This window comes from Yinghuangia sp. ASG 101, from assembly GCF_021165735.1.
Taxonomy (GTDB): domain Bacteria; phylum Actinomycetota; class Actinomycetes; order Streptomycetales; family Streptomycetaceae; genus Yinghuangia.
Window position 1 is genome coordinate 3,798,823 of the sequence record NZ_CP088911.1, and the last position, 21,634, is coordinate 3,820,456.

General features: G+C 69.9%; 18 protein-coding genes, 1 tRNA gene, 1 pseudogene and 1 CRISPR repeat array (1 of these 21 cut by a window edge). Of the genes and pseudogenes, 10 read left to right on the forward strand and 10 right to left on the reverse strand.

From position 1 onward, the window contains the following. Nucleotides 1–124: 124 nt before the first annotated feature. Nucleotides 125–658 (reverse strand): DUF6817 domain-containing protein, encoded by a 534-nt coding sequence (locus tag LO772_RS16135; RefSeq protein ID WP_231779098.1) that lies wholly within the window; start codon nt 656–658, stop codon nt 125–127. A gap of 251 nt (nt 659–909) precedes the next feature. On the opposite strand from LO772_RS16135, the gene LO772_RS16140 reads away from it, so the two are divergent. From LO772_RS16140 to LO772_RS16175, 8 genes are all read left to right on the forward strand, one after another. After that, a complete protein-coding gene (locus LO772_RS16140; protein WP_231779586.1) occupies nt 910–1,791 on the forward strand; it encodes a LysR family transcriptional regulator in 882 nt (293 codons plus the stop codon). Then, nucleotides 1,788–2,285, forward strand: a complete 498-nt coding sequence (locus tag LO772_RS16145; RefSeq protein ID WP_231779099.1) for a GNAT family N-acetyltransferase — start codon at nt 1,788–1,790, stop codon at nt 2,283–2,285. The genes LO772_RS16140 and LO772_RS16145 overlap by 4 nt, the downstream gene beginning before the upstream one ends. A gap of 160 nt (nt 2,286–2,445) precedes the next feature. Further along, entirely contained in the window at nt 2,446–2,850 is a 405-nt protein-coding gene (locus tag LO772_RS16150) for a VOC family protein (RefSeq protein WP_231779100.1), read from the forward strand. 185 nt (nt 2,851–3,035) lie between these two features. After that, nucleotides 3,036–3,893, forward strand: a complete 858-nt coding sequence (locus LO772_RS16155) for an SAM-dependent methyltransferase (protein ID WP_231779101.1) — start codon at nt 3,036–3,038, stop codon at nt 3,891–3,893. A gap of 317 nt (nt 3,894–4,210) precedes the next feature. Beyond that, a complete protein-coding gene (locus LO772_RS16160) occupies nt 4,211–5,272 on the forward strand; it encodes an iron-siderophore ABC transporter substrate-binding protein (RefSeq protein ID WP_231779102.1) in 1,062 nt (353 codons plus the stop codon). A 17-nt stretch (nt 5,273–5,289) separates the two neighbouring features. Then, nucleotides 5,290–6,327: a FecCD family ABC transporter permease gene (locus LO772_RS16165; RefSeq protein WP_231779103.1), complete on the forward strand. Its 1,038-nt coding sequence runs from the start codon at nt 5,290–5,292 to the stop codon at nt 6,325–6,327. Beyond that, entirely contained in the window at nt 6,324–7,379 is a 1,056-nt protein-coding gene (locus tag LO772_RS16170) for a FecCD family ABC transporter permease (RefSeq protein WP_231779104.1), read from the forward strand. Before LO772_RS16165 ends, LO772_RS16170 begins: the two co-directional genes overlap by 4 nt. Beyond that, nucleotides 7,358–8,194 carry an ABC transporter ATP-binding protein gene (locus tag LO772_RS16175; protein WP_443089426.1) on the forward strand — a complete coding sequence of 279 codons (837 nt, stop codon included), beginning with the start codon at nt 7,358–7,360 and terminating at the stop codon, nt 8,192–8,194. The genes LO772_RS16170 and LO772_RS16175 overlap by 22 nt, the downstream gene beginning before the upstream one ends. 265 nt (nt 8,195–8,459) lie before the next feature. On the opposite strand, the gene LO772_RS16180 is transcribed toward LO772_RS16175, so the two are convergent. Next, nucleotides 8,460–8,527, reverse strand: a tRNA-Ser gene (locus LO772_RS16180). A 491-nt stretch (nt 8,528–9,018) separates the two neighbouring features. Beyond that, a pseudogene (locus LO772_RS16185) lies at nt 9,019–10,212 on the reverse strand (IS4 family transposase); the annotation flags it as partial. A gap of 135 nt (nt 10,213–10,347) precedes the next feature. On the opposite strand from LO772_RS16185, the gene LO772_RS16190 reads away from it, so the two are divergent. Continuing rightward, entirely contained in the window at nt 10,348–10,491 is a 144-nt protein-coding gene (locus LO772_RS16190; protein WP_231779106.1) for a hypothetical protein, read from the forward strand. Nucleotides 10,492–12,495: 2,004 nt separating this feature from the next. Continuing rightward, nucleotides 12,496–12,912: a hypothetical protein gene (locus tag LO772_RS16195; protein ID WP_231779107.1), complete on the forward strand. Its 417-nt coding sequence runs from the start codon at nt 12,496–12,498 to the stop codon at nt 12,910–12,912. A 138-nt stretch (nt 12,913–13,050) separates the two neighbouring features. Here the strand turns inward: LO772_RS16195 and cas2 are convergent, their stop codons facing one another. From cas2 to LO772_RS16230, 7 genes are read right to left on the reverse strand one after another with little or no spacing between them, the layout of a single operon-like run. Beyond that, nucleotides 13,051–13,344: a CRISPR-associated endonuclease Cas2 gene (gene cas2 / locus LO772_RS16200; RefSeq protein WP_231779108.1), complete on the reverse strand. Its 294-nt coding sequence runs from the start codon at nt 13,342–13,344 to the stop codon at nt 13,051–13,053. Then, a complete protein-coding gene (cas1c, locus tag LO772_RS16205; protein WP_231779109.1) occupies nt 13,341–14,378 on the reverse strand; it encodes a type I-C CRISPR-associated endonuclease Cas1c in 1,038 nt (345 codons plus the stop codon). The genes cas2 and cas1c overlap by 4 nt, the downstream gene beginning before the upstream one ends. Then, nucleotides 14,379–15,080, reverse strand: a complete 702-nt coding sequence (gene cas4 / locus LO772_RS16210; protein ID WP_231779110.1) for a CRISPR-associated protein Cas4 — start codon at nt 15,078–15,080, stop codon at nt 14,379–14,381. It lies immediately after the preceding gene. After that, nucleotides 15,077–15,931, reverse strand: coding sequence for a type I-C CRISPR-associated protein Cas7/Csd2 (gene cas7c, locus LO772_RS16215; protein WP_231779111.1), 855 nt, complete (start codon nt 15,929–15,931; stop codon nt 15,077–15,079). Before cas7c ends, cas4 begins: the two co-directional genes overlap by 4 nt. A 34-nt stretch (nt 15,932–15,965) precedes the next feature. Further along, on the reverse strand, nt 15,966–17,801 hold the full coding sequence (gene cas8c, locus LO772_RS16220; protein ID WP_231779112.1) for a type I-C CRISPR-associated protein Cas8c/Csd1: 1,836 nt from the start codon (nt 17,799–17,801) through the stop codon (nt 15,966–15,968). 7 nt (nt 17,802–17,808) lie between these two features. Beyond that, nucleotides 17,809–18,510: a type I-C CRISPR-associated protein Cas5c gene (gene cas5c, locus LO772_RS16225; RefSeq protein WP_231779113.1), complete on the reverse strand. Its 702-nt coding sequence runs from the start codon at nt 18,508–18,510 to the stop codon at nt 17,809–17,811. Next, complete coding sequence (locus LO772_RS16230) at nt 18,507–20,801, reverse strand: CRISPR-associated endonuclease Cas3'' (protein ID WP_331717349.1); 2,295 nt, start codon at nt 20,799–20,801, stop codon at nt 18,507–18,509. Before LO772_RS16230 ends, cas5c begins: the two co-directional genes overlap by 4 nt. 200 nt (nt 20,802–21,001) lie before the next feature. Then, a CRISPR array of direct repeats spans nt 21,002–21,634; the repeat unit is 37 nt; unit sequence GTTGCGATCCTCGGTCACCCCGGAGGGCGACCGCCAC; it runs 204 nt beyond the window's last position.

Sequence of the window (21,634 nt, forward strand, 5' to 3'; positions counted from 1 at the left end):
CGGCTGCGCCCGTACACGGGGAATGTACGTGCGGAGGCTCGAGACTAGTTGAGAAGGTGTCTGACGTCACGTCAGAAACCGATTCTGGCAAGGATGTTGATATTGAAACGGGTCGTTCGGGAGGTCAGCCGAGGACGCGTTCGACCTCGGCGTTCGCGGCCGGGCTGAGCAGCGCGCTCCACCGTACGAACCGGTCGTGCAGCGCCGCGCGTTCGAACTCGTCGAACAGCGGGGTGGCGGCCACGATGTCGAGTTCGTTGGCGACGGTCAGCTCGGCGAACGCGCGGCGCAGCCGGGGCTCCGGCCGTACCCGCGCACCGGTGAAACGGTCGACGAACTCGCCGGCCTCGTACGGGATTTCCGGGTAGGACGCGCGGCGGTCGCAACTGGCGTAGAAGTACACCAGGCGCTCCGCCTCCGCGCCGATGGCCGCGGCGAGTTCGGCGCGGCGGTCGAGGCCGTACAGCGCGACCGGGAAGCCGTCGGTGCCGTAGAAGGCGTGGCAGAGCCCGGCGAGCCGCAGCGGCGTTTCCGCGCCCCACTCGGTCACCAGGTCGTGCACGCGCACCAGATGGTCGAACAGCGTGCCGCCGGGATGGCCGATGTCCTCGGCACCCAGCTCGCGCAGCAGCGTGACCGCATCCGCCGTGACCACCATCGGTTCACCAGCCAATTCCGTCGGGGCGGGAGAGTCGGGAAGACCGACGAGGGCACAGGGAGTCGGAGGGGTCGGCACCCTGCGCGGTGTCGACGCCGCGCGAGGTTGCCGCCCCGCGGGGACCGGCCCTCCCCGCACAGCGTCCCGCCCCGGCAATACCCAAGTCAATCCTAGGATTTCCTGGCATTGACCCCAGGGATTCCCTGGGTCAGGGTGGGCGGATGACGCCATCCACGCACCGCGCACCCCGCATGACGCTCGACGACCTGCGCACCTTCGTCGCGGTCTGCCGGCACGGCAACCTCACCGCGGTCGCGCGCGAACTCGCGTGCACGCAGTCCGCGGTCAGCCAACACGTCCGGCGGCTGGAGCGGGAGACCGGGCTCGACCTGCTCGAACGCCTGCCGCGCGGTGTGGCCCCCACCGAGGCCGGCCGTATCCTCCACGCCGCCGCCGCGGAGGGCCTGGCCGGGCTCGACCTGGCACTGCGCCGGCTGCGGGATCTGCGCGACGGCCGCGGCGGCACGGTCCGCATCGCGACGGGGGCCACGACCGTACGGCACTTCATGACCGGCGCGATCCTGGAGTTCCGGCGCCGCCACCCCCACACGTCGCTGGAGTTCCAGACCGAAAGCTCCAGCCGCACGTGCCTCGCCGCGGTCGAGGCCGGCGGCGCCGACCTCGCCTGGGTGACCATCGGCGACCCGGTGCGCGGCATCGAGCAGCGCCCGGTCGCGGCGCTGCGGTGGATGCTCGCGGTGCGGCGCGGCGACCCGCTCGCCGAACGCGCCGAACTGAGGCTCGGCGATCTCGCCGGCATCCACCACATCCGGCTGCCCGAGACGTCGACGTCCCGGGTGCGGCTCGACACGCACCTCGCCGCGCACGGCATACGCCCGCCCGCCACCACCGGCGTCGCCGACTGGGACACCGCCAAACTGCTGGCCGAACTCGGGCTCGGCCACGCCGTGGTGCCCGATCTGCCCGACCCGTCCCGGGCCGCCGACGGCCCGCTGCGGCTCATCCCCATCACCGGGCTGCCGCCGCTCACGGTCGGCTGGGCGGCGCGGCGGTGGCAGGCACTGGCCCCGGCGGCACGCGAGTTCGCCGACTTCGTAGAGTCCTCGGCATGACCACGTCGCCCGTGCTGACCATCTCCGACGACACCGCCGCCGCCCGGCAGTTGCTCTTCGCCTACTACAACGCGACCGCGGCCGAACAGGGACAGCCGACCTGGGACTCCCCCGACGACCTGCCCGACTACTTCCGGGCCGACTACGACGACCCCGCGGCCTACTACGCCGCCCCCGGCGGCTACCTCGTCGCCCGGCTCGACGGCCGGGTCGCGGGCGGCGTCGGATTCCACTTCCTCGGGCCCGACATCGAGGTCAAGCGGCTCTACGTGGTCCCCGAGGCGCGCGGCGCGCGGGTCGCCCGCTCGCTCATGCGCGTGCTGCACCAACGCGCCCACGCGGCGGGGGCGGCGCGCTGCATCCTGGACGTCCTGCCGCAGCGCACCGCGGCGATCGCGCTGTACGAGAAGCTCGGCTACCGGCGGATTCCGCCGTACCACCCCGCGTACGAGGGGGTGGAGCTGGACTGCTTCGCCCTCGACCTGGCGCTGTGACCCGGATCACGCGGTGTCGGCGGCCGTCGCGGCGATGAGTTTCCGGAGGCCCGCCGGTCGACCCCTTTGAACGTTTGAACACGGCACGGCGGCGGGACACGAGGGCACCGAAGCGCCCCGTTCCCCGCAGCCCCCGACCGGACAGCAAAGGACCGCGACCATGGCCAAAATGATCTTCGTCAACCTTCCGGTGAAGGACCTCGACGCGTCCAAGGCGTTCTACAAGGCTCTCGGCTACACGCAGAACACGCAGTTCAGCGACGAGACCACGGCCAGCTTCGAGATCAGCGACACGATCGTCGTCATGCTGCTCACCGAGGAGAAGTTCGGGCAGTTCAGCACCCGGCCGGTCGCGGACACCCACGCCACCGCCGGGGCCATCATCGCCCTGAGCGCGGAAAGCCGCGAGGAGGCCGACCGCCTCACCGAGACCGCGCTCTCCTCCGGGGGCCGCAAGGCACAGGAACCGATGGACATGGGCTTCATGTACGGCCGCTCCTTCCTCGACCCGGACGGCCACCACTGGGAGCTGGTCTACATGGACCCGGCCGCTCTCGAAAGCTGAGCCGTCGTGCGCGCCCCGGAGCCCCGGACTCCGGGGCGCGCCGCCCGCACGCCACCGGCCGTGAACCGCCGTTCGGACCGACGCCGTCTGCCATTACGATGACCGGCGAACGATCCACCCAGGACGCGCGTCGCAGGCCTGAGCCCGACACGAGCCCGACGCGCTGCCGACGAACGGGGCAGCCGATGTCAGGTTCCGCATTCGACCGCACACCGGAGCAGAACGCCCTCGTCGAGGGCTGGACGCCACCGGAGATCGACACGTCACGCGCGCACAGCGCACGCATGTACGACTACTACCTCGGTGGCAAGACCAACTTCCCCGCCGACCGCGCCGCCGCCGAGCGGGTGCTCGCCGCCTTCCCCTCGCTCCGCGTCTCCGCGCGCGAGAACCGCGCGTTCCTGATGCGGCTCGTACGGCTGCTGGCGGGCCAGGGGATCACGCAGTTCCTGGACATCGGCACCGGCATACCGATCGAGGGGCGCAACACCCACGACGCGGCCCAGGCGGTCGCGCCGGAATCGCGCGTCGTCTACGTCGACAACGACCCGATCGTGCTCGCCCACGCCCGCGCGCTGCTGACGTCGGGCGCGTCCGGGGCCACCGCGTACATCGACGCGGACGTCCACACCCCGGAGTCGATCCTCGACCACCCCACGCTCGGCACGACACTCGACGTGAACCGGCCGGTGGCGGTGCTGATGCTCGCGCTCCTGCACTTCCTGCCGGACGACCACAAGCCCACCGAGATCCTGGCCCGGCTCACCGAGCGCCTGCCCTCCGGCAGCCACCTCGGACTCTCCCATGTCACCGGCGACTTCGACCCGGTCAGCTGGGAGAGCATCGTCAACACCTACCGGGAATCGGGTATCCCGGGCCAGGTCCGGTCCCGCGCGGAATTCGCCGCCCTCGTCCCCGACGGCTGGGAGATCGTCGACCCCGGCGTCGAAATCCTGCCCCACTGGCGCCCCGACGCCTCGACGACGGAATTCCCCGACCCGGCGCTCGTCTCCGCGTACGCGCTCGTGGCCCGCAAACTCTGAGCCCGTCGTCCGGGGGTCTCGCGGCGCGGGGTCGGCGCGGATTTCGGCCGGGGTTTCGGTACGGGGGGAACGCGCGGGTTCCGGACGGTAGTTCGGCGGGGCGGCGCGGGCCCGCCGCGAGGTGACGGGGTGTGACCGACGTCGGCCGGTCGGCGTCGGCCGGAGTACGGGAAGCGCCGTATCAGGGGCCGCATGCGGGCGGCCGGAACACTTAGCTTAGGCTCCCCTTACCAAGGCCCGTTTGGGCCGCATGACGCCTTCCGTGCCCTGTGGTGCGGAGGGCTCCTTCCCGACCCTGTCGGGAGAAGGGGTTGCCGATGCCTGTTCAGTTCACGAGCGTGACCCGGCGCCGGTTCACGGCATCGGTCGCGACCGCCGTGCTCGCGCTCACGCTGGGTGCCTGCGGATCGAAGAACGACGACAGTTCCTCCGGGACGGAGTCGCCGGCCGCCCCGGCCGCCGCGCCCGGCGCGTACCCCGTCACGATCAAGAGCGCGCTCGGCGAGGCGACGATCACCAAGGAGCCCGAGCGCGTCGTCACGCTCGGCCAGGGGTCGACCGAGACGGCGATCGCGCTGGGCCGGATACCGGTCGGCATCGAGAAGTACGAGTGGGGCAGCGACAGCACCGGCTACCTGCCGTGGGTGCACGAAGCGGTCACCCAGTCCGGCGGCAAGCTGCCCGAGCAGTTCACGGGCGGTGAAGAGCTCGACATCGAGGCGATCGTCGAGCTCGACCCGGACGTCATCCTCGCGCCGTGGTCGGGCATCACCCAGGACCAGTACAACCTGCTCAAGGACATCGCGCCCACGGTCGCGTACCCGGAGAAGGCCTGGAGCACGAACTGGGACGAGCAGATCGGGATCATCAGCCAGGCCCTCGGGCAGCCCGCCAAGGGCCAGGAGCTGATCGACGGCATCAAGAAGCAGTTCGCCGACGCCGCGAGCAGCCGGCCCGCCTACAAGAACGTCACGTTCTCGTACATCTACACGAACGGCCCCGGCACCCTCGGCGTCTTCAAGCCTGAGGAGCAGCGCGCCGCGGTGGTGTCGGCGCTCGGCCTCACGGTCGACCCCGTCGTCAACACCTTCCCGGAGACGGAAGGGACCGACTCGGCGCTGATCGGCCTGGAGAACGCCGACAAACTCGCCGCCAGCGACGTCATCTTCACGTTCTACAGCGATGACAAGACCCGCCGTGAGATCGAGGCGCAGCCGCTGTACGCCTCGATCCGGGCCGTCAAGAACGGCGCGGTCGTCGCGAGCGACGACAACCCGTTCGTCACCGCGTCGTCGATGATCAACCCGCTCACCGTGCCGTGGGCCATCGAACGCTACCTCCCGCTGATCGACGCGGCGGTCGCCAAGGCCGGCAAGTAGCCGCACGGGAAGCCCGGATGACCACCGCCAGTCGCGTGCGCCCGACCGGCGCCGACACCTCGCGTGTCGGCACCGGTCGGATTCTCGCGTTGCTCGCCGGATGCCTCGCGCTGCTGGTGGCCGCGCTGTTCGCCAGCGTCATGTTCGGCAGCAAGACGACGTCCTTCGGCGATGTCGTGGACGTGCTGACGGGTGACGGCGACCCGTACCTGACGACCGTCGTCGAGAGCCGGTACCCGCGTACCGCCCTCGGCGTCCTGACCGGTGCGTGCCTCGCGGTCGCCGGCACGCTCATGCAGGGGGTGACCCGCAACCCGCTCGCGGAGCCCGGGATCCTCGGCATCAACGCGGGCGCGGCGGCCGGCATCGTCACCGGTACCGCGTTCGCGGGCGCCACCGGCAGCTGGGCGACGCTGTGGTGGGCGATGCCCGGGGCGCTGCTCACCGGCGTATTCGTGCACGTGCTGGGCGGCGGCGGGGCGGGCTCCAGTCCGGTGCGCCTCGTGCTGGCCGGCGCCGTTCTGGCGGCGGTGCTCAACGCGTACATCCAGGCGGTCGCGCTCAGCAAGCCCAAGGTCTTCGACAGCTACCGCTACTGGGTCGTCGGCGCGCTCGGCGGGCGCGGCTGGGACGTCTTCTGGTCGGTCGTGCCGTTCGCCGCGGCCGGGCTGTGCGCGGCGGTGCTGCTCGCGCCCGGGCTCAACACGCTCGCGCTGGGCGACGAGTCCGCCACCTCGCTCGGCGCCAACCCGGCGGTGCTGCGCGCGTGCGGGCTCGCGACGGCGACCGTCGTGAGTGCCGCCGCCACCGCCGCGGTGGGCCCGATCGCCTTTGTGGGCCTGGGAGTTCCCCACATCGTCCGCGCCCTCGTGGGGCCGGACTTCCGCCTCCAGATCGGCTTCGCGGTCCTGCTCGGCCCCACGCTCATGCTGCTCGCGGACGTGATCGGGCGCGTCCTGCTGCGCCCCGAGGAACTGATGGTGGGCGTGGTCACGGCATTCGTGGGAGCCCCCGCCCTGCTGTTCGCGGTGCGCCGGATGCGGGGGACGGCATGACCGCTCCCGACAAGATCCGCGCCCCGCGCGGCTACCTGCGGATCGGCCGCGCCGTCGCGCTGCCGGTGCGCGGGGCGACCGTGGCCGCAGCGGTCGTCATCCTCGTGCTGACCGCCGCGGTGGCCGTCGCGACGCTGACCATGGGCCGGCTCGGCATCCCCGTGCGCGACCTCCTCCCGGCGCTCTTCGGCGACGCGGACGGGAAGGAGAAGTTCGTCCTCGAACGGCTGCGCGGGCCGCGGCTCGTGGTGTGCCTGGGCGCGGGCGCGGCGTTCGGCCTGTCCGGCGCGCTCTTCCAGACCGCCACCCGCAATCCGCTGGCGAGTCCGGACGTGATCGGCCTCAGCAGCGGCGCGGGGGCGGGCGCGGCGATCTTCGCGCTGTTCGAGCCCGGCGGCACGCCGGTGTGGGTGGGCGCCCTTCTCGGCGCGACCGGTGCGATGGCCATCGTCCACCTGGCGACCGGAACCGGCTTCCGCGACCCCGGGCGCCTGGTCGTCGCGGGGATCGGCGTCGCCGCGATCGGCACGGCGATCACGCAGTACGTCGTCTACCGGGTCGAACGCGACAAGTCGAGCGCGCTGACCTCGTACGTCAACGGCAGCGTCGCGGCCCGGTCCTGGGACGACGCGACCACCATCGGGCTGGTCCTGCTCGTCGTGATCGTTCCGGCCGCGCTTCTGTCCCGCCACCTGGACGTCGGGGAGATGGGCGACGAGGTCGCCCGGGCCCTCGGCGGCAGCCCCGAACGCACGCGGACCTTCGCCGTCATCCTGGCCATCGTGCTCTCCGCGGGCGCCGTCACCGTGTCCGGCCCGATCGCGTTCATCGCGCTGACCGCGCCGCAGATCGCCCGCCGCGTGGTGCGCGGCTCGGGTCCTCATCTGGTGCTCTCCGCGCTGATGGGGGCGCTGCTGCTGAGCGTCGCCGACCTGGCCGCCCAGCAACTGCCCTATGTCGAACCGCTGCCCGTCGGCATCTACACCCTCGCCTTCGGCGGCGCGTACCTCGGCTACCTGCTGACCCGCGAATGGAGGAGCGGACGCCTGTGACCGCCGAACCCACCCCCGGACCCGCGGGGCTCAGTGCCCGCGGCGTCACCCTCTCGTACGGCAGGAAGCCCGTCGTGGAGAACGTCGACCTCGACATCCCGGTCGGCGGCCTGACGGTGATCATCGGGCCGAACGGGTGCGGGAAGTCGACGCTGCTCAAGTCGTTCGCGCGCGTGCTCAAGCCGATCGGCGGCGCGATCACCCTCGGCGGCAAGGACGTGCGGACGTACCGGCCCCGCGAATTCGCGCGCAACGTCGCGCTGTTGCCGCAGAGCCCGATCACGCCGGAAGGCGTCAGCGTGCGGAGTCTGGTACGGCGCGGACGCCATCCGCACCACACGCTGCTGCGGCAGTGGTCCCCTGACGACGACCGCATGACCGCCTTCGCCCTGGACCGCACCGCACTCACCGACCTGGCCGACGCGCAGGTCGGCGACCTGTCCGGCGGCCAGAACCGGCGCGCGTGGATCGCGATGGTGCTCGCCCAGGAGACCCCGGTGATCCTGCTCGACGAGCCGACCACCTACCTCGACATCGCCCACCAGTACGAAGTCCTGGAACTGTGCGCGGAGTTGAACGCCGAGGGCCGCACCATCGCCGCCGTCCTCCACGACCTCAACCAGGCCGCCCGCTTCGCGACCAACCTCGTCGTCATGAAGTCCGGCCGCGTCGTCGCCGAGGGGCCGCCCGACGACGTGATGACCGCCGACCTCGTCCTCGACGTCTTCGGCCTCCCCTGCGACATCACCCCCGACCCCCGCACCGGCACCCCCATGGTGATCCCCCACACACGAGGCCGGGTTCCCGCCCCGTAACCGCTATGGGGTGGCCCGCACAACCCCCAAACCCCCAGCCAAACCCCACCTTTCCCCAGGCGCCCCCGACACCATCCGCCCCCGCGGACACGCCCCCGCCCCGACCCGCCGCCCCCTCACCCCCACGACGCGACCGCCCCCCACACGCAGCCCCACCCGGGCCCCGGCCCCGCCCCGCCGAACAACAAAGAAGCCCCGCCGCCAAGTTCACTCGGCTTCGGGGCTGATCCACACACAGGCGCGGATACTTCACGTCTTTCAGAAGTGGCCAGGGGCGGGGTCGAACCGCCGACCTTCCGATTTTCAGTCGAGCATGATCGCTCCGCCCTGGTCCTCCCACGTGATCCGGCGTCCCATTTCGTCCAGATCACAACCCAATCTCGGACGGCAAGTGCTCCCCGGTGCGCCCGTGTTCCATCCCGTCCGGGCACACCGCGGGCACACCAGAAGAGCCTCCGAAGCGGTCACACGTCGCCCCGGAGGAGACGCGCGCCCCACAGCACCTGTGCGCTGGCTGCGGCGCCAAACTCTCGCGGTCCTCGGCCGTTCCGGAAGGCGACCGCTACGGCGGCGTCGAGTACGGATTAGGCACAATACCGCTGATTTAGATGGTCTTCCTAGGTTTTGGGGCTGTCTTGGTCGGGCTGACGAGGGTTGGGGTGGGTGGTTGTGGGTGTGGTGGGTTGTGGTGCCGAGCGCGTTTGAGTTTCCAGTTGGACATCTTGCGTTTGACGACCCTGGGGTTGGCACGCAACCGGCGTGGGGGGAGCGGGCGTTCGGTGATCTCGCGCAGGGTCCTGGCCAGTGCCCGGGTGAGTCTGCCGGGGGGAAAACGCCGCCTGGTCGGTGACCTGGCGGCGCACGACCCGCAGGGTGCGGGTGAAGGAGACCCGGTCCGGGTCGCGTCCGGCGGGGGCGGCGGCCTGGTGGATGAGGTCGCGGACTGCGTAGTGGACGAGGAACATGCCCCAGATCTCCTGCCGGACCCCGTCGGGGTGTTGGGAGCGCAGGACGAGGCCGGGGCCGCCCTGGTGGGTCTTGATCTCGTCCAGGGCTGTCTCGACCTCCCACCGCTCGTGGTAGAGCGCGGCCAACTCCGGTGCGGGCGCGGCCTGGTGGTCGAGGATGGTGGTGATCAGCCGGTAGACGGTGTCACCGCCAGGCAGGGTGTATTCGATGACGCGGACCCGGGCCGGGTCCGCGCGACGGTTCTTGTCCCGCGCGGCAACGATCTGCGACAGGTACGAGCCGTCCGGCAGCGCCTGGACCGCCGGCAGCACAGCACTGTTCTTGACCCGCCACACCAGGTCCGCGCCCGTGCCCGCGGCGGCCCGCCACAGGTCGAACCCGACGAACCCGCGGTCGGCCAGCACCAGCATCCCCGGGCCCAGCCCGTCGAACAGCCCCCTCGCCAGCTCCGTCTCGTGCACGCCCAGCGGACCGCACTGCACGGCGAACACCGCGTGCGTGCCGCACTCAGCCGCAACAGCGACACCGGCCTGCGGGAACGCACCGCCCGTATCGCTGCCGGCGGCCCCCGGACGCCCGAAGAACCCCGCGTTCGCGGCGGTGTCGGGCACGTCGAACGTCGTGCCGTCGACGGCGACCAGCCGCCAGTCCCGGTACCACGCCCCGGGCGTGTCCGGCCCCGCCACCGGACGGCACACCCGCGCGAACAACACCTCCAACGGCTCGGGCCCCAACCGGGCCCGGGCCCGCGCGATCGCCGCCGTCGTGAGCACCCGCCAGCCCCGCTCCCACCGCCCCAACCGGTCCAAACCCCACGTCAACAGCCGCGCGACCTCCTCATAGCCCTGACCGGAGAACAGACACATCGCCAGCACGAAGTAGACCACCACCCGCGCCGGCAGCAACCGGCTCCGCTGCTCGGTCCGCCCGCACCCCGCCACCACCTCATCGACCAACTCCGGCGGAAACGCCCGCGTCAACACCCCGATCGCGATCCGATCCGAGAACCGCCCACCCGCCGACGACTTCGTCTGTCCTGGCCTTGGCACACCACACCCAACGACCCAAACAGCCCAAAGTCACTGGTATTGGGATTAGGCAGCGGAAGCCGCGTTGCGATCCTCAGTCGTCCCAGAGGGCGACCGCCACCTGCCTGCCGAGACATGCGGTGGCCGTTGTCGGTCATGTTGCGATCCTCGGTCGTCCCGAAGAGCGACCGCCACATCTCGATCGGCGGCGTCGGCATCGACGTCATTCCGTTGCGATCCTCGGACACCCCGAAGGGCGACCGCCACCCGGACCCCGTTCCCCACGTGTGCGCGGAGTAGGCGTTGCGATCCTCGGTCGCCCCGAAGGCTGACCGCCACCCGAACTCATCGCCGCCGCCTGGCTCGCCGGGGGGACGTTGCGATCCTCGGTCGTCCGAAGAACGACCGCCACTTCAGGCTCACGCCCGGCACCATCGCCGTACCCCGGTTGCGATCCTCGATCGCCCCGAAGGGCGACCGCCACTTCGGTCATTCGTTCGTTCCGACCGAGCGAACGAAGTTGCGATCCTCGGTCGCCCCGGAGGGCGACCGCCACAACCTGAACCACGCCGGCCTGCTGCCGGTCACGTTGTTGCGATTCTCGGTCGTCCCGAAGGTCGACCGCCACAAGGCCCAAGTCACGGAACTGAGTGGGGTATTCGGCGTTGCGATCCTCGGTCGTCCCGAAGGGCGACCGCCACTTCCACCAGTGGTCGGTGCCTCCCTTGACGATGGGGTTGCGATCCTCGATCGCCCCGAAGGGCGACCGCCACCAAGGCCAAGTTTGCGGAACTGAGTGCCGTACTCGTTGTTGCGATCCTCGGTTGCCCCGGAGGACAACCGCCACCTGCCACGCCCGCAGCTCGATGTAGTCCCCAGCGTCGTTGGGATCCTCGGTCGCCCCGATGAGCGACCGCCATTTCGCCTCGGTGCAATGGTGCTCCGCGCGAGCCCGGTTGCGATTCTCGGCCGCCACGGAGGACGACCGCCACACGAAACGGCCACGCTGGTCGACCTTGCCGAGGCTATTACGATCCTTGGTCGCCCCGAAGGGCCCCACCTTGCCCTGCCCGGTCAGCGTGACGTTGACCGTGTCGTTGCGATCCTCGGTTACCCCGGAGGCGACCGCCCCCCGACCAGCCACCCGTCGGCCAGTTTGCGATCCTCGGTCACTCTGGGGAGCAGCCGCCGCCATCGCCGACAGGTCGAGGGGCGTCCCGTCCGCGTCATTGCGATCCCTCGGTCCCTCCGGAGGGTGACCGCCATTGTCGCTGCCAGTATGTGTGGGTCGACGCTAACCCGTTGCGATCCTTCGTCGCCCAGAGGGCGACCGCGACGACAGCCGCACCTCCAGGCGTACTGGCAGACGTCGCGATCCTCGGCCGCCCCGAAGGGCGACCGCCACTGGTTCGCCAGGAACCGACCAAGATCATCACGTACGAGTTGCGATCCTCGGTCGCCCCGAAAGACGACTGCCACTTCGAGTTCGTCGGTGCCGCGGCCGAAGGTCTTGTCGTTGCGATCCTCGGTCGCCCCGGAGAGCGACCGCCACGTCCATCGATGTCTCCTCGCTTACGCGGGTGGAAGGTTGCGATCCTCGGTCGCCCCGGAGGGCAACCGCCGCTGCGGGCGGTGCGGAACAGCGCGATCGCGGACCCGCCGTTGCGATCCTTGGTCGCCCCGGAGGGCAACCGCCATGATGCCGTACCGGCCATGTCCTTGGTGGGATTCTTGTTGCGCCCCTCGCTCACCCAGGAGGGCTACTGCCACCGCTTGGCGACTCATCTCGTGGCCGTTGTCAGTCATGTTGCGATCCTCGGTCGCCCCCCAAGGACGACCGCCGCTTGAGTTGCAGCGGGGTGCCGTAGTCGTTGAGGTCGTTGCGATCGTCGGTCGCCCCGGAGAGCGACCGCCACGGCGGCTGTCCGCGCGTGGGTACCGATGCCTGAAGTTGCGATCCTCGGTCGCCCCGGAGGGCGACCGCCACGGCTGTGGTCGCGCCGCGAGGGCCCGGCCGGCGCGGTTGCGATCTTCGGTTGTCCCGGAGGGCGACCGCCACACGACGCGGATTTCGCCGTTGTCGCCGATCTCGATGTTGCGATCCTCGATCGTCCCGGAGGGCGACCGACACCCCCAGTACGGATTCGGCGATCGTGCCGAACGACGTGTTCCGATCCTCGGTCGTCCCGGAGGGCGACCGCCACTCTTCGCCAGGATCCTGGACGCCGACGCGCCCGCCTGGTTGCGATCCTCGGTCGTCCCCGGGGGGCGTCCGCCACGGCCGCGGCCTGGAGTTCGTTGTGGGTGCCCATCACGTTGCGATCCTCGGTCGCCTCGGAGGGCGACCGCCACTTCTGCCCCGAGTTCGACTGGCAGCCGATCCCCGAGTTTCGATCCTCGGTCGCCCCGGCGGGCGACCGCCACACGCAGATCCGCACGTCCGTGTACTGGGTGCCGACGTTGCGATCCTCGGCCGCCCCGAAGGGCGACCGCCACGAGATGCTGGATGGCGAGATGCCGGTGTCAGCCGCGTTGCGATCCTCGGTCGTCCCGAAGGGAGACCGCCACACCAAGACGGCCGCGAAAAACTGCGCCGAGGAAATCGTTGCGATCCTCGGTCGTCCCGAAGGGCGACCGCCACCAATCCCTGGTGTTGTTGCCCGTGCTGGAGCGCGGGTTGCGATCCTCGGTCGTCCCGAAGGGCGACCGCCACCTGCCTGAGCAGCGAAAACAGCATATTCCGGTGGGCAGTTGAGCCGTGACCGGGCGGGTGAATCAGACATAGAAGGCATTCGAGTTCGGCCAGGGTGGCGTGTCGCATGTGCACTTGGGGTTCCGAACCAAGAGTGGGCGGGGGCGTCAGAAGACGAAGTCGTCTCGGTGGCCGACCTTGAAAGCGGTGCCGAGGGTCTGGACTTGGTTGAAGCCGTTCTTGGGGAGCCGGTACAGGCGGACGCTGTCTGTTTCCTCGTCGATGATGGCCTCGGCTTTGGCGATGAGCATCAGCATGCCGACTTCGTCGGTGGCGATTTCGAAGACGGACTTCTGTACGCGTGAGCCGTATCCCTCGCAGAGTTTGGCCATGCGGCGCAGGCGCCGTCGGCCCTCCGGTGTCGTGGTGTCGACGTCGTACGCGAGGAGGACGTCCATCATGCGGGAGTCCAGGGCAGGTAGCCGGGGAGTTCGCCGCGCAGGTGGCGGGCGAGGATGCGGGCCTGCATGACGGGGAGCAGTCCGGCGGCGACGGTGCGTCCGGCGATGGGGTGTTCCCATTCCTGGCGGCGGAAGTCCTGCCAGGCTTCGAAGACGATGCGGCGTCCGTCCTCGGTGAGTTGCCATGCGCCGCCGGGCAGGGCTTCGAAGTGTTTTACGCGCAGGGTGCGGCGGTTGAGCAGGGTCAGGGCGAGGCGGTCGGCGAAGAGCGGGCGGAACTCTTCCATGAGGTCGAGGACGAGGGCGGGCTTACCGGGGCGGATGCCGTGGAGGAATCCAAGGTACGGGTCCAGGCCGACTTGTTCGGTTGCGCCGTGGACGAGGTTGCGCAGCAGTCCGTAGGTGAACGAGAAGAGCGCGTTCGCCGGGTCGGTGGGTGGTCGGCGGTTGCGGCCGGTGAACGGCGGGATGTCTTTGTCGGCGCCGCGCAGCAGGGCGGGCATGGCGGCGAAGTACGTGCGTGCGGCGTTGCCTTCGATGCCCATGACCTCATTGAGCCCAGGTGCGTCCGGCAGTTGCGGCAGTGCGTCGGCGAGGTCTTCGGCTGCGGCCCGGAGCGCGGTTTGTTCGGTGCCGGTGGCGTCGCGGGCGGAGCGGAGCAGGACACGGCGGCTGTTGCGGATCTTGCCAGCGACCATGGCGCGGGCGATGTCCGTACGCTGGTCGAGTCGTTCGTGGGTGACGTGTTGTGCGTGGCGGAGCAGGACGTTGCCATGTGCCGGTCCGTGCAGGCGGGCGGAGAATCGTCCGCCGCGGGTCATCCAGGTGATGGGTCGGCGGTCGTCGGCGCACCGGGTGATGAGTTCGGTGGACAGGTTGACGTGGCCGTAGACGACGATGCCTTCGATCCGGCGCAGAGGCAGGGTGCGGCGTCCCGGGGTGTCCGGCAGCACGATGCGGACGGTGTCCTGGTCGAGGTGCAGGCTTGCGCCTTGGGTTTGTACGTAGAGGGTGTTCAAGATCTCGGTGGGCATTCAGCTGCGGCCCTTCCGGGGCGTACGGGGTCCGTCGGGTGGTTCGCCTGCGGCGTCGGGCTCGAACACGGCGGCGAGGGCGGTGCGGTAGCTCCGTGTCCCGGCCAGGACGTCGGGCATGCACGCTTCGGCGAGCGAACATCGCCGGCAGCGCCGGTCTGCTGGGGCCGACGGGAGCGATTCCCCTGTGGTGATGGCGCGTACCGCCGCTGTGGTCTCGGCGACGGCGATCCGCAGGGCGTCGTCGATGGGGACGTCGTGTCGTCTGCGGTCGGCCGCGGAGTAGATCACGCCGAGGGGGACTTCGGTGGCGAACATGGCTTCCAGGCAGATGGCCTGGGCCGCGACTTGGAGGTCGGCCGGTCCGCCGGACCGGTAGCGCCCGGATTTGTGTTCGACGGGCAGGACCGATCCGTCTTCGTGGAGTTCGACGACGTCGCACACGCCGGTGAGGCCGAGCCCGTCGTGCCACACCGGCAAGGCGCGCAATGTGCGTACGCCACGACGGGTCTCGTGTCCGGGGGTGTGGACGCGTTCGTGGAGGAGGGTGCCGCGTACGGTCGCGGCGTCGTCGTCGAACGTGTCCTCCAGCAGGATCAGCCCCGCCTGCCGGGCGCAGTATGCGTGGTGTTCCAGCGCGGAGATCGGTACTTGGTGGCGTTCCGCGTCGGGGGCCGACGGTGATGGTGTGGTCCGGGTCATCCGACCAAGCGTTCGAGGGTGACGCCGTCGGGCAGGGAGGCGTCGTCCACGTCGACGGCGAATTCGTCGAAGGAGCGTGCCGGGCCGGTGCCGGTGCGCTTGACGTGGACGCGGTCGAGGAGGCCACGGGCCGGGGCGCGGCCGTAGGCGTCGTCGTGGGTGAAGACGTACAGCCCGCGCAAACTCATCGAACCGCGGGTGGAGGCTCGGTCGTGGTCGAGCATGAGGGTGAACGCGCGCCACAGCGCTGCCAGGTCGTCGGTGGTGACGCCGGTTCGGGCGGCGAGGGGGGCGCTGAAGTGGCCTTCGCCGCGGTAGAGGCCGTAGGGGACGATGTGCTTGTTGCCCATCTCAGTGCTCTGGCCCTGGTCGACGTCGGCCTGGCGGGTCTGGGTGACGCGGGTGATGCCGACCTCGATGGGCAGGATCTCGCCGATCGAGCGGGCGAAGGTGAGCTGGAGGGGCCCGCGGACGCGCCCGGCGTGCTTGGTGCCGGTGGTCATCACGGCGCCGAACATCCGTACGTCGTAGAAGGTTTCACACATCCAGGCTTGGGCCTGCTGCTGCGTGGTCTTGTCGCCGAGGGCGGTGTACGCGCGTTCGTGCTGGGCGTTGAGGGCGACGCCGGCCTCGACGTAGATGTCGTAGCCGGCGCGGCCGTGTTCCAGCAGCGAGACGGTGTCGCGGATCTTGCGTTTGACGGCGACGTCGGTGATCAGGCCCTCGCCGGTGACGGGGTCGGTACGGGGCGCGCCGCCGGCGTCGGGGTCGCCGTTGGGGTTGCCGTCGCGGACATCGATCAGGAAGACGAAGTCGTGCTTGCGGGCGGGGTCGAAGTGCGGTGCGGTCATCGTTCGGTGTCCTTGGGCAGTTGGTGACGGGGCGTCAGTTGTCGGTGTCGGGGTTGTCCTCGCCTGCGGCGTCCGCGGCGGCCTTGCGTTCGGCGATGGCGGCGAACGTCGCCTGCCGTTCGTGGTAGTAGTCGAGCACGAAGTGCGTCTGCTGCTGCGGGGACAGCACCGCGGGGAGGAACTCGCCGTTGCTGGCGGCGGCATGGTTGTCGGAGACGCTGAACAGGTCCCAGATCGCCATGAGTTGCTTCTCGATGTTGACGGCCGCGCCGGGCTTGTCGCGTCGCAGGCGCTTGAAGTGCGCGCGGACGCCGCGGTCCAGACCGAGGAGGACTTGGCGCGGGGCGGTCATGGCGGTGCCGTAGAGCTTGTCGGCGATCGTGGTGTTGATGCCTCCGGAGCCGTCGCCCTTCTTCTTGCCGCCGAGGGCCGTGAGTTGGGCGTACTCGTAGACCGCGAACAGGCGGCCACACAGGTAGCCGACGTTGGTCGAGCCGGTGTCGAGGCCGGGCATGGGGGTGCTTCCTTCGCTGGGGTCGGAGGTGGAGGTACGGGTGAGCAGCAGGCGCAGCAGCGCGGCCCGGGGCGCGTCGACGCGGTGGTCGGCGCGGATGCGCTGGAGGACCCGGATGGTGACGGAGGCCGGCAGCGCTGTGCCGCGCAGAGCCGCCCGCATAAGGTGCTCGTCGAGCTTCTCGGGGAACGTGTCCTTGGCGTAGCGGGACATTTTGCGTTCCCACCGCCCCGCGGAGGCGGTCAGCCGCCACAGCGGGAGGAACTGGGTGGTGCGGTTCCAGCCGTCGTGGATCTCGATATCGGCGAACCAGCGGGCCAGGTTGCCGTGGACTTCCTCCAGCGGTACGTCGATCCAGTCGCGGACGACGACGCGGGCCCGGTTGGTGCCGAGCGTGATGGCGTAGAAGTCGTTCGTGTCGACGTTCGCGAGTTTGGCCTGCTGCAGCTTCGAGGCGTTCGTGGCAGCGAACAGGCGGCGGACCCGCTCCGGGTCGGGTTCGTCGAGTTCGCCCAGCGGGTCGATTTCGACGGGCTCTCGGGTCCACCAGGCGGTGACGCTGTCGCGACCACGGTGCCGATGAGAGGGGGCTGCGAGCAGGGTGTTCAGGGCCGCCATCGACAGCGAGCCACAGCCGTCGCACACCGGGATGCTGCCAAGTTGGAGGACACCGGCGCGGCCTTGAGCATCGGTGTTGACGCTGACCAACTGAGTCTTGCCGGCCATGCCTGTGGAGGGGATCGCCCCGGCCTTGACGCTCTCCGGGATGGACGCGAGGAGCGTTCCTTCGTTACCGCAGACCAGGCACACGCCGCGCCGATCCGTGCCGCCCTTGCGTTCTTGGACGATCGTGCGCCACAGCGCTTGGGCGGTCGGTTGCTGGTGAGCCCACTCGGCGCCGACCATGATGCCGACCCAGTCGCTCGCGGTGAGTTCGTCGGGGACTGTCGCCGCCGATTGACCGCTGCCGCGGAAGAACCGCCCCACAGCGTCCGCGACGTCGTTGCCACTCACCGACTCGGTCCAGCGCAGGGCCAGTTCGGCGAACGCCCGTGCACGCACGGTCGCATTGTCCGCGGACTTGTCCGTGTCGTCACGCGGGACACCCAGGACGTACTCGGCGGTGTCGCACAGCAGATACGGCGGCGGCTTGGTGCCGGAACGGTACGCGTCGGGCACCGCAATCCGCTTGCCCTTGCTCTTCGGCCCGTCCCGCAGGTCGATCAGTCCGCCCGGGGTCGGGCGACCGTCCGCCGTCAGAGTGAGGCACCAGCGCACGGGCTTGTGCACGTAGTAAGGAGGAGGCAGCGCTTCGGAGTTCGCCCGCGCGTACTCCACCAGCCGGGTCAGCAGCACGGCCGCGTCACGCTCCCTCGGCGGCTTCCGCGCGCCGCGCCATGGTGGGCATGTCGACCGCGGACGCCGCAAGCGGCGTATCCGGGACTTCAACCACGCCGCCGACCATGCTCGCCCGGAACCAGCGGTACTCCTCCCCGCGCGGGGTGTACGCGATCGAGTGGAGCATCACGCCGAGTTCGTCGTCCCGGTCGATCGGCGCGCGGTCGGACGCCGGCCCGAACGTCGCAGAGAACTCCCGGCAGCCCAGGAACGGTTCCGAAAAGCAGGCACCCCGCTCGACCCGCCGCCGGAACATGTCGCGGTACTTCGCCTCCCGCACACCTTTCGCCAGCACGTCGACATGCGCGTGGATCCGGTACGCCACATCCCGCAGCGCGACCGTGCTCCGCTGGTCGCGGTCCTGCTCGACGTCGTACCGCACACCCGGCTTCCGGCGCAGCTCACGCACCTTCGCCTCGGTCAGCACGGACTTGACCTCGTTGCGGCGGAACGTGAACCACCGCACCGGCTGCAGGACTTCGATCTGCGTGACGTCCCAACGGAATTCCGGCTTCCAGAGAATCGCCTCCAGCAGACCCGAGGCCGCCGACGGCGTCATCACCGGATAACTCACCCGCTCCGCCTTCAACTCCGGCCGGGTGAAGCACGCCAGCGGACCGGACACCTCCACCACCAACGGAGGATGGGGCCGGGGCACCCTGCTCATAAGCTGTAACTCTCCACGTTCTCGGGGTTCTCGATGTCGATCCCGCGCTGGGGGTGGTAATCGCCCTCCCACAGCAGAAGGTCACCGATGACCGGGGACGCCAAGCCCTTCGCCCTCACGTCCCATGCGGTGCCACGCGGGAGGGAGGCGATGTACGGCTGAAGCCCGCGCAGCACGTCGGGACCAGACGGGTACGGCGACCGCAAGTCGGCGACCGCCTCGCGGATCGCGTCGAGCTCACGCTCGCGTTCCGCCTCGTCGTCCGCGCCGCTGTACAGCACCACCACCGGGCTGGTGGCCTCGTCGTCGATCATGCGGAACTGCTTGGCCACCTCCGGGAAATCCAGTTCGCCGCGCAGCTTCTCGATCCCGGCGCCGAGGCTCTCGTCGCCTTGCCGGTTCAGCCGCAGCTGGTAATAGGCCTCCATGGCCGCGAGGTCGTCCGGGTCCGCCAGCGGGTGCAGACCGAACTTCTCTTGGGTCGCTTTCAGGGCCTGAGACCACGATTCCGACTTGGGCTCGCCGCCGTCTGCGGGGTGGAAAACCACCACAAGGCCGGGCTCCACCAGGTTCCCCTCGCGGTTGCACCGGCCAGCGGCCTGCTGAAGCGACTCGGCGGGCGCCAACGCCCGGAAGACCACCGGGAAATCGAGATCGACACCCGCCTCGACCAAGGGAGTCGCGACGACCGCCACGGCCTCGCCGTCAGCCAGCAGCTCGCGGATTTCGATCAGGGTCCGACGGCGGTGCTCGGGAGCCATCCGCGTCGACAAGTGGAACACCGGGCCGGCATCTGCCGATCGCCCACGCTCCATTGCCCGGTGAACGGCGGCGCAGTCCTTCGTCGTGTTGACGACGACCAGCACCTGGTCGAGACCTGCGGCCTCCCGCCCGATCTCCTCCAGGCTCGGCCGAGGATCCAGACGCCACTCGTACCGAACCCGGCGCAGCGCGTCATACAGCGGGACTGGATCGGCCACCACCGGCTGCTGCCGCATCCCGGCGAACGACGACACGACCACGAACTCCGGCTGCGTCGCCGACGCCAGCAACACCGTCATCCCGAAGTGGTCGCAGAGCCCCCGCAGTCCCGACAGGATCGGCACCAACAGCCGGTCCGGCAGCGCCTGCACCTCGTCCAGCACGACGACCGAACCGGCCAGACGGTGCAACCGCCGCATCGCCGACGGCTTGTGGGAGAACAGCGACTCGAACAAGCGGACCATCGTGGTCACCACGAACGGGGAGTCCCAGTTCTCCGCGGCGAGTTTCGACCATGAGACCGGGGCATTGGACTCGCCGCTGTCCTTGTCGAGGTCCACGGCACTGTGGTGCTCCAACAACGCCGGAACCGCATCTCCATCGCGCTCAAGCAACCGTCGGTAGATCGCGGCGTTTTGCTCGGTGATTGAGATGAACGGCACCGCCACGACGACCCGACGCAGCCCGTGCATGACGGCGTGGTGGAGCCCGAAAGCCCCTGCGGCCAGCGTCTTGCCGCCGCCGGTCGGCACCTGCAACCGGTACACACCGGGTGGCCCGGCCGCAGCGGCGAGAGCCTGCTCGTACACCTCCTGCCGCAGCCCATCCACCGCCGAGGGCGACCGCTCGGCCAGAAGCTGCTTGCGCCCCTCCTCGAACCGCGCCAACAGCTCTGACACTTCGAGCGGGTGACCGACGCGGGCTGGCGAGGCGGCGAAATGCGCCTGTGTGTCCAGGAAATCCGCATCGACGAGGCAACTGAACAGCATCCGGATCAGCAGATCGAGGGCGATGCCCTGTTCGGTTCGGGGAAGTTCCGTCAACCAGGCCGGAACCGTCGGCTTCGAGGGCGGGAGGATCTCCGGCACCAACACTGCGGCGCGGTCGACGGCCTCCTGCAACGTCTGGAGCGTGCGGGAGGCCTCGCCGAGAGCCTCCTCCACATTGGTCTTGCTACCGAGACCGCCATGGTGACCCAGCACAATCCGGGAGAACGTCTTGGGAAGATGCCGAGACGCCAGCCAAGTACCGGCGAGTTTGTGATCGCCGCCCACGCGGCCTCCGCCCGTACCGACGCGCGCGAGCCCGGCTTGCCAGGCACAGCCGGCCTTCCCGACATCGTGGACCAGCGTCAGATACCGGGCCGCGGACTCGGCATCGAAACCGCTTGCGAACTCCCCCGCCAACTCAGCCGATCCGTACAAGTGATCGGCAAGCGCGTGACGAACCCCGAGATGGTTAGGGCTGTGCGCCCATAAATGCATCAATCCCCCAGGAGAACACAAAGACGACACGCAAAATGCACGCATATACACCGGTAGGTACCCCACCTGACCGGTCCACCGACTCTAGACGGCCGCACCGACAACAGCGGTGTGGTTGACGAAACTCCATGGCCGCTTCTGGGTTTTCATGAGGCAGCTGCGGCTTGAGGCCGCCTCCGGCCGTTCGCTCCTGCCAACTTGCGATCCTCGGGCGCCGCGAAGGGCAACTTCCACCGACCGCCCGCGTTGCGGCCCTCGGTCACCTTGGAGGGCGACCGCCAGAGGGTGGTATGCCTCGGTCTTGTTGATCTGCTCGACGTTGCGATCCTCGGTCACCCCGGAGGGCGACCGCCACGGGGCGCCTGGTCGTCGTCGTTGCCGTGGCGAACGAGTTGCGATCCTCAGTCACCCCGGAGGGCGACCGCCACCGGATCTCACGCAGCGCGATACCGGCTTCGACGACGTTGCGATCCTCGGTCACCCCGGAGGGCGACCGCCATACCGGTGCCGCTGATCCGGACGCGCTGATGCGGGTGTTGCGATCCTCGGTCACCCCGGAGGGCGACCGCCACTTCATGGCGGGGTGCGTCGGAATCAGTGCCTATGCGTTGCGATCCTCGGTCACCCCGGAGGGCGACCGCCACGCGAGCGACATCCCCGACGCGGAGCAGGCAGCCGAAGTTGCGATCCTCGGTCACCCCGGAGGGCGACCGCCACCGTCTCCGTCGACCTCGCCATCGGCTCCGAGCTGCTGTTGCGATCCTCGGTCACCCCGGAGGGCGACCGCCACCGTGGCGTGTGTCCGGCGTGGAGCTGGACAAGGCGGTGTTGCGATCCTCGGTCACCCCGGAGGGCGACCGCCACCCGGTGAGCGTGTG

Coding starts and splice junctions, on each gene's coding strand:
- LO772_RS16135 (WP_231779098.1), bottom strand. CDS start 658: ATGGTGGTCACGGCGGATGCGGTCACGCTGCTGCGCGAGCTGGGTGCC.
- LO772_RS16140 (WP_231779586.1), top strand. CDS start 910: ATGACGCTCGACGACCTGCGCACCTTCGTCGCGGTCTGCCGGCACGGC.
- LO772_RS16145 (WP_231779099.1), top strand. CDS start 1,788: ATGACCACGTCGCCCGTGCTGACCATCTCCGACGACACCGCCGCCGCC.
- LO772_RS16150 (WP_231779100.1), top strand. CDS start 2,446: ATGGCCAAAATGATCTTCGTCAACCTTCCGGTGAAGGACCTCGACGCG.
- LO772_RS16155 (WP_231779101.1), top strand. CDS start 3,036: ATGTCAGGTTCCGCATTCGACCGCACACCGGAGCAGAACGCCCTCGTC.
- LO772_RS16160 (WP_231779102.1), top strand. CDS start 4,211: ATGCCTGTTCAGTTCACGAGCGTGACCCGGCGCCGGTTCACGGCATCG.
- LO772_RS16165 (WP_231779103.1), top strand. CDS start 5,290: ATGACCACCGCCAGTCGCGTGCGCCCGACCGGCGCCGACACCTCGCGT.
- LO772_RS16170 (WP_231779104.1), top strand. CDS start 6,324: ATGACCGCTCCCGACAAGATCCGCGCCCCGCGCGGCTACCTGCGGATC.
- LO772_RS16175 (WP_443089426.1), top strand. CDS start 7,358: ATGGAGGAGCGGACGCCTGTGACCGCCGAACCCACCCCCGGACCCGCG.
- LO772_RS16190 (WP_231779106.1), top strand. CDS start 10,348: ATGTTGCGATCCTCGGTCGTCCCGAAGAGCGACCGCCACATCTCGATC.
- cas2 (WP_231779108.1), bottom strand. CDS start 13,344: ATGATGGACGTCCTCCTCGCGTACGACGTCGACACCACGACACCGGAG.
- cas1c (WP_231779109.1), bottom strand. CDS start 14,378: ATGCCCACCGAGATCTTGAACACCCTCTACGTACAAACCCAAGGCGCA.
- cas4 (WP_231779110.1), bottom strand. CDS start 15,080: ATGACCCGGACCACACCATCACCGTCGGCCCCCGACGCGGAACGCCAC.
- cas7c (WP_231779111.1), bottom strand. CDS start 15,931: ATGACCGCACCGCACTTCGACCCCGCCCGCAAGCACGACTTCGTCTTC.
- cas5c (WP_231779113.1), bottom strand. CDS start 18,510: ATGAGCAGGGTGCCCCGGCCCCATCCTCCGTTGGTGGTGGAGGTGTCC.
- LO772_RS16230 (WP_331717349.1), bottom strand. CDS start 20,801: ATGCGTGCATTTTGCGTGTCGTCTTTGTGTTCTCCTGGGGGATTGATG.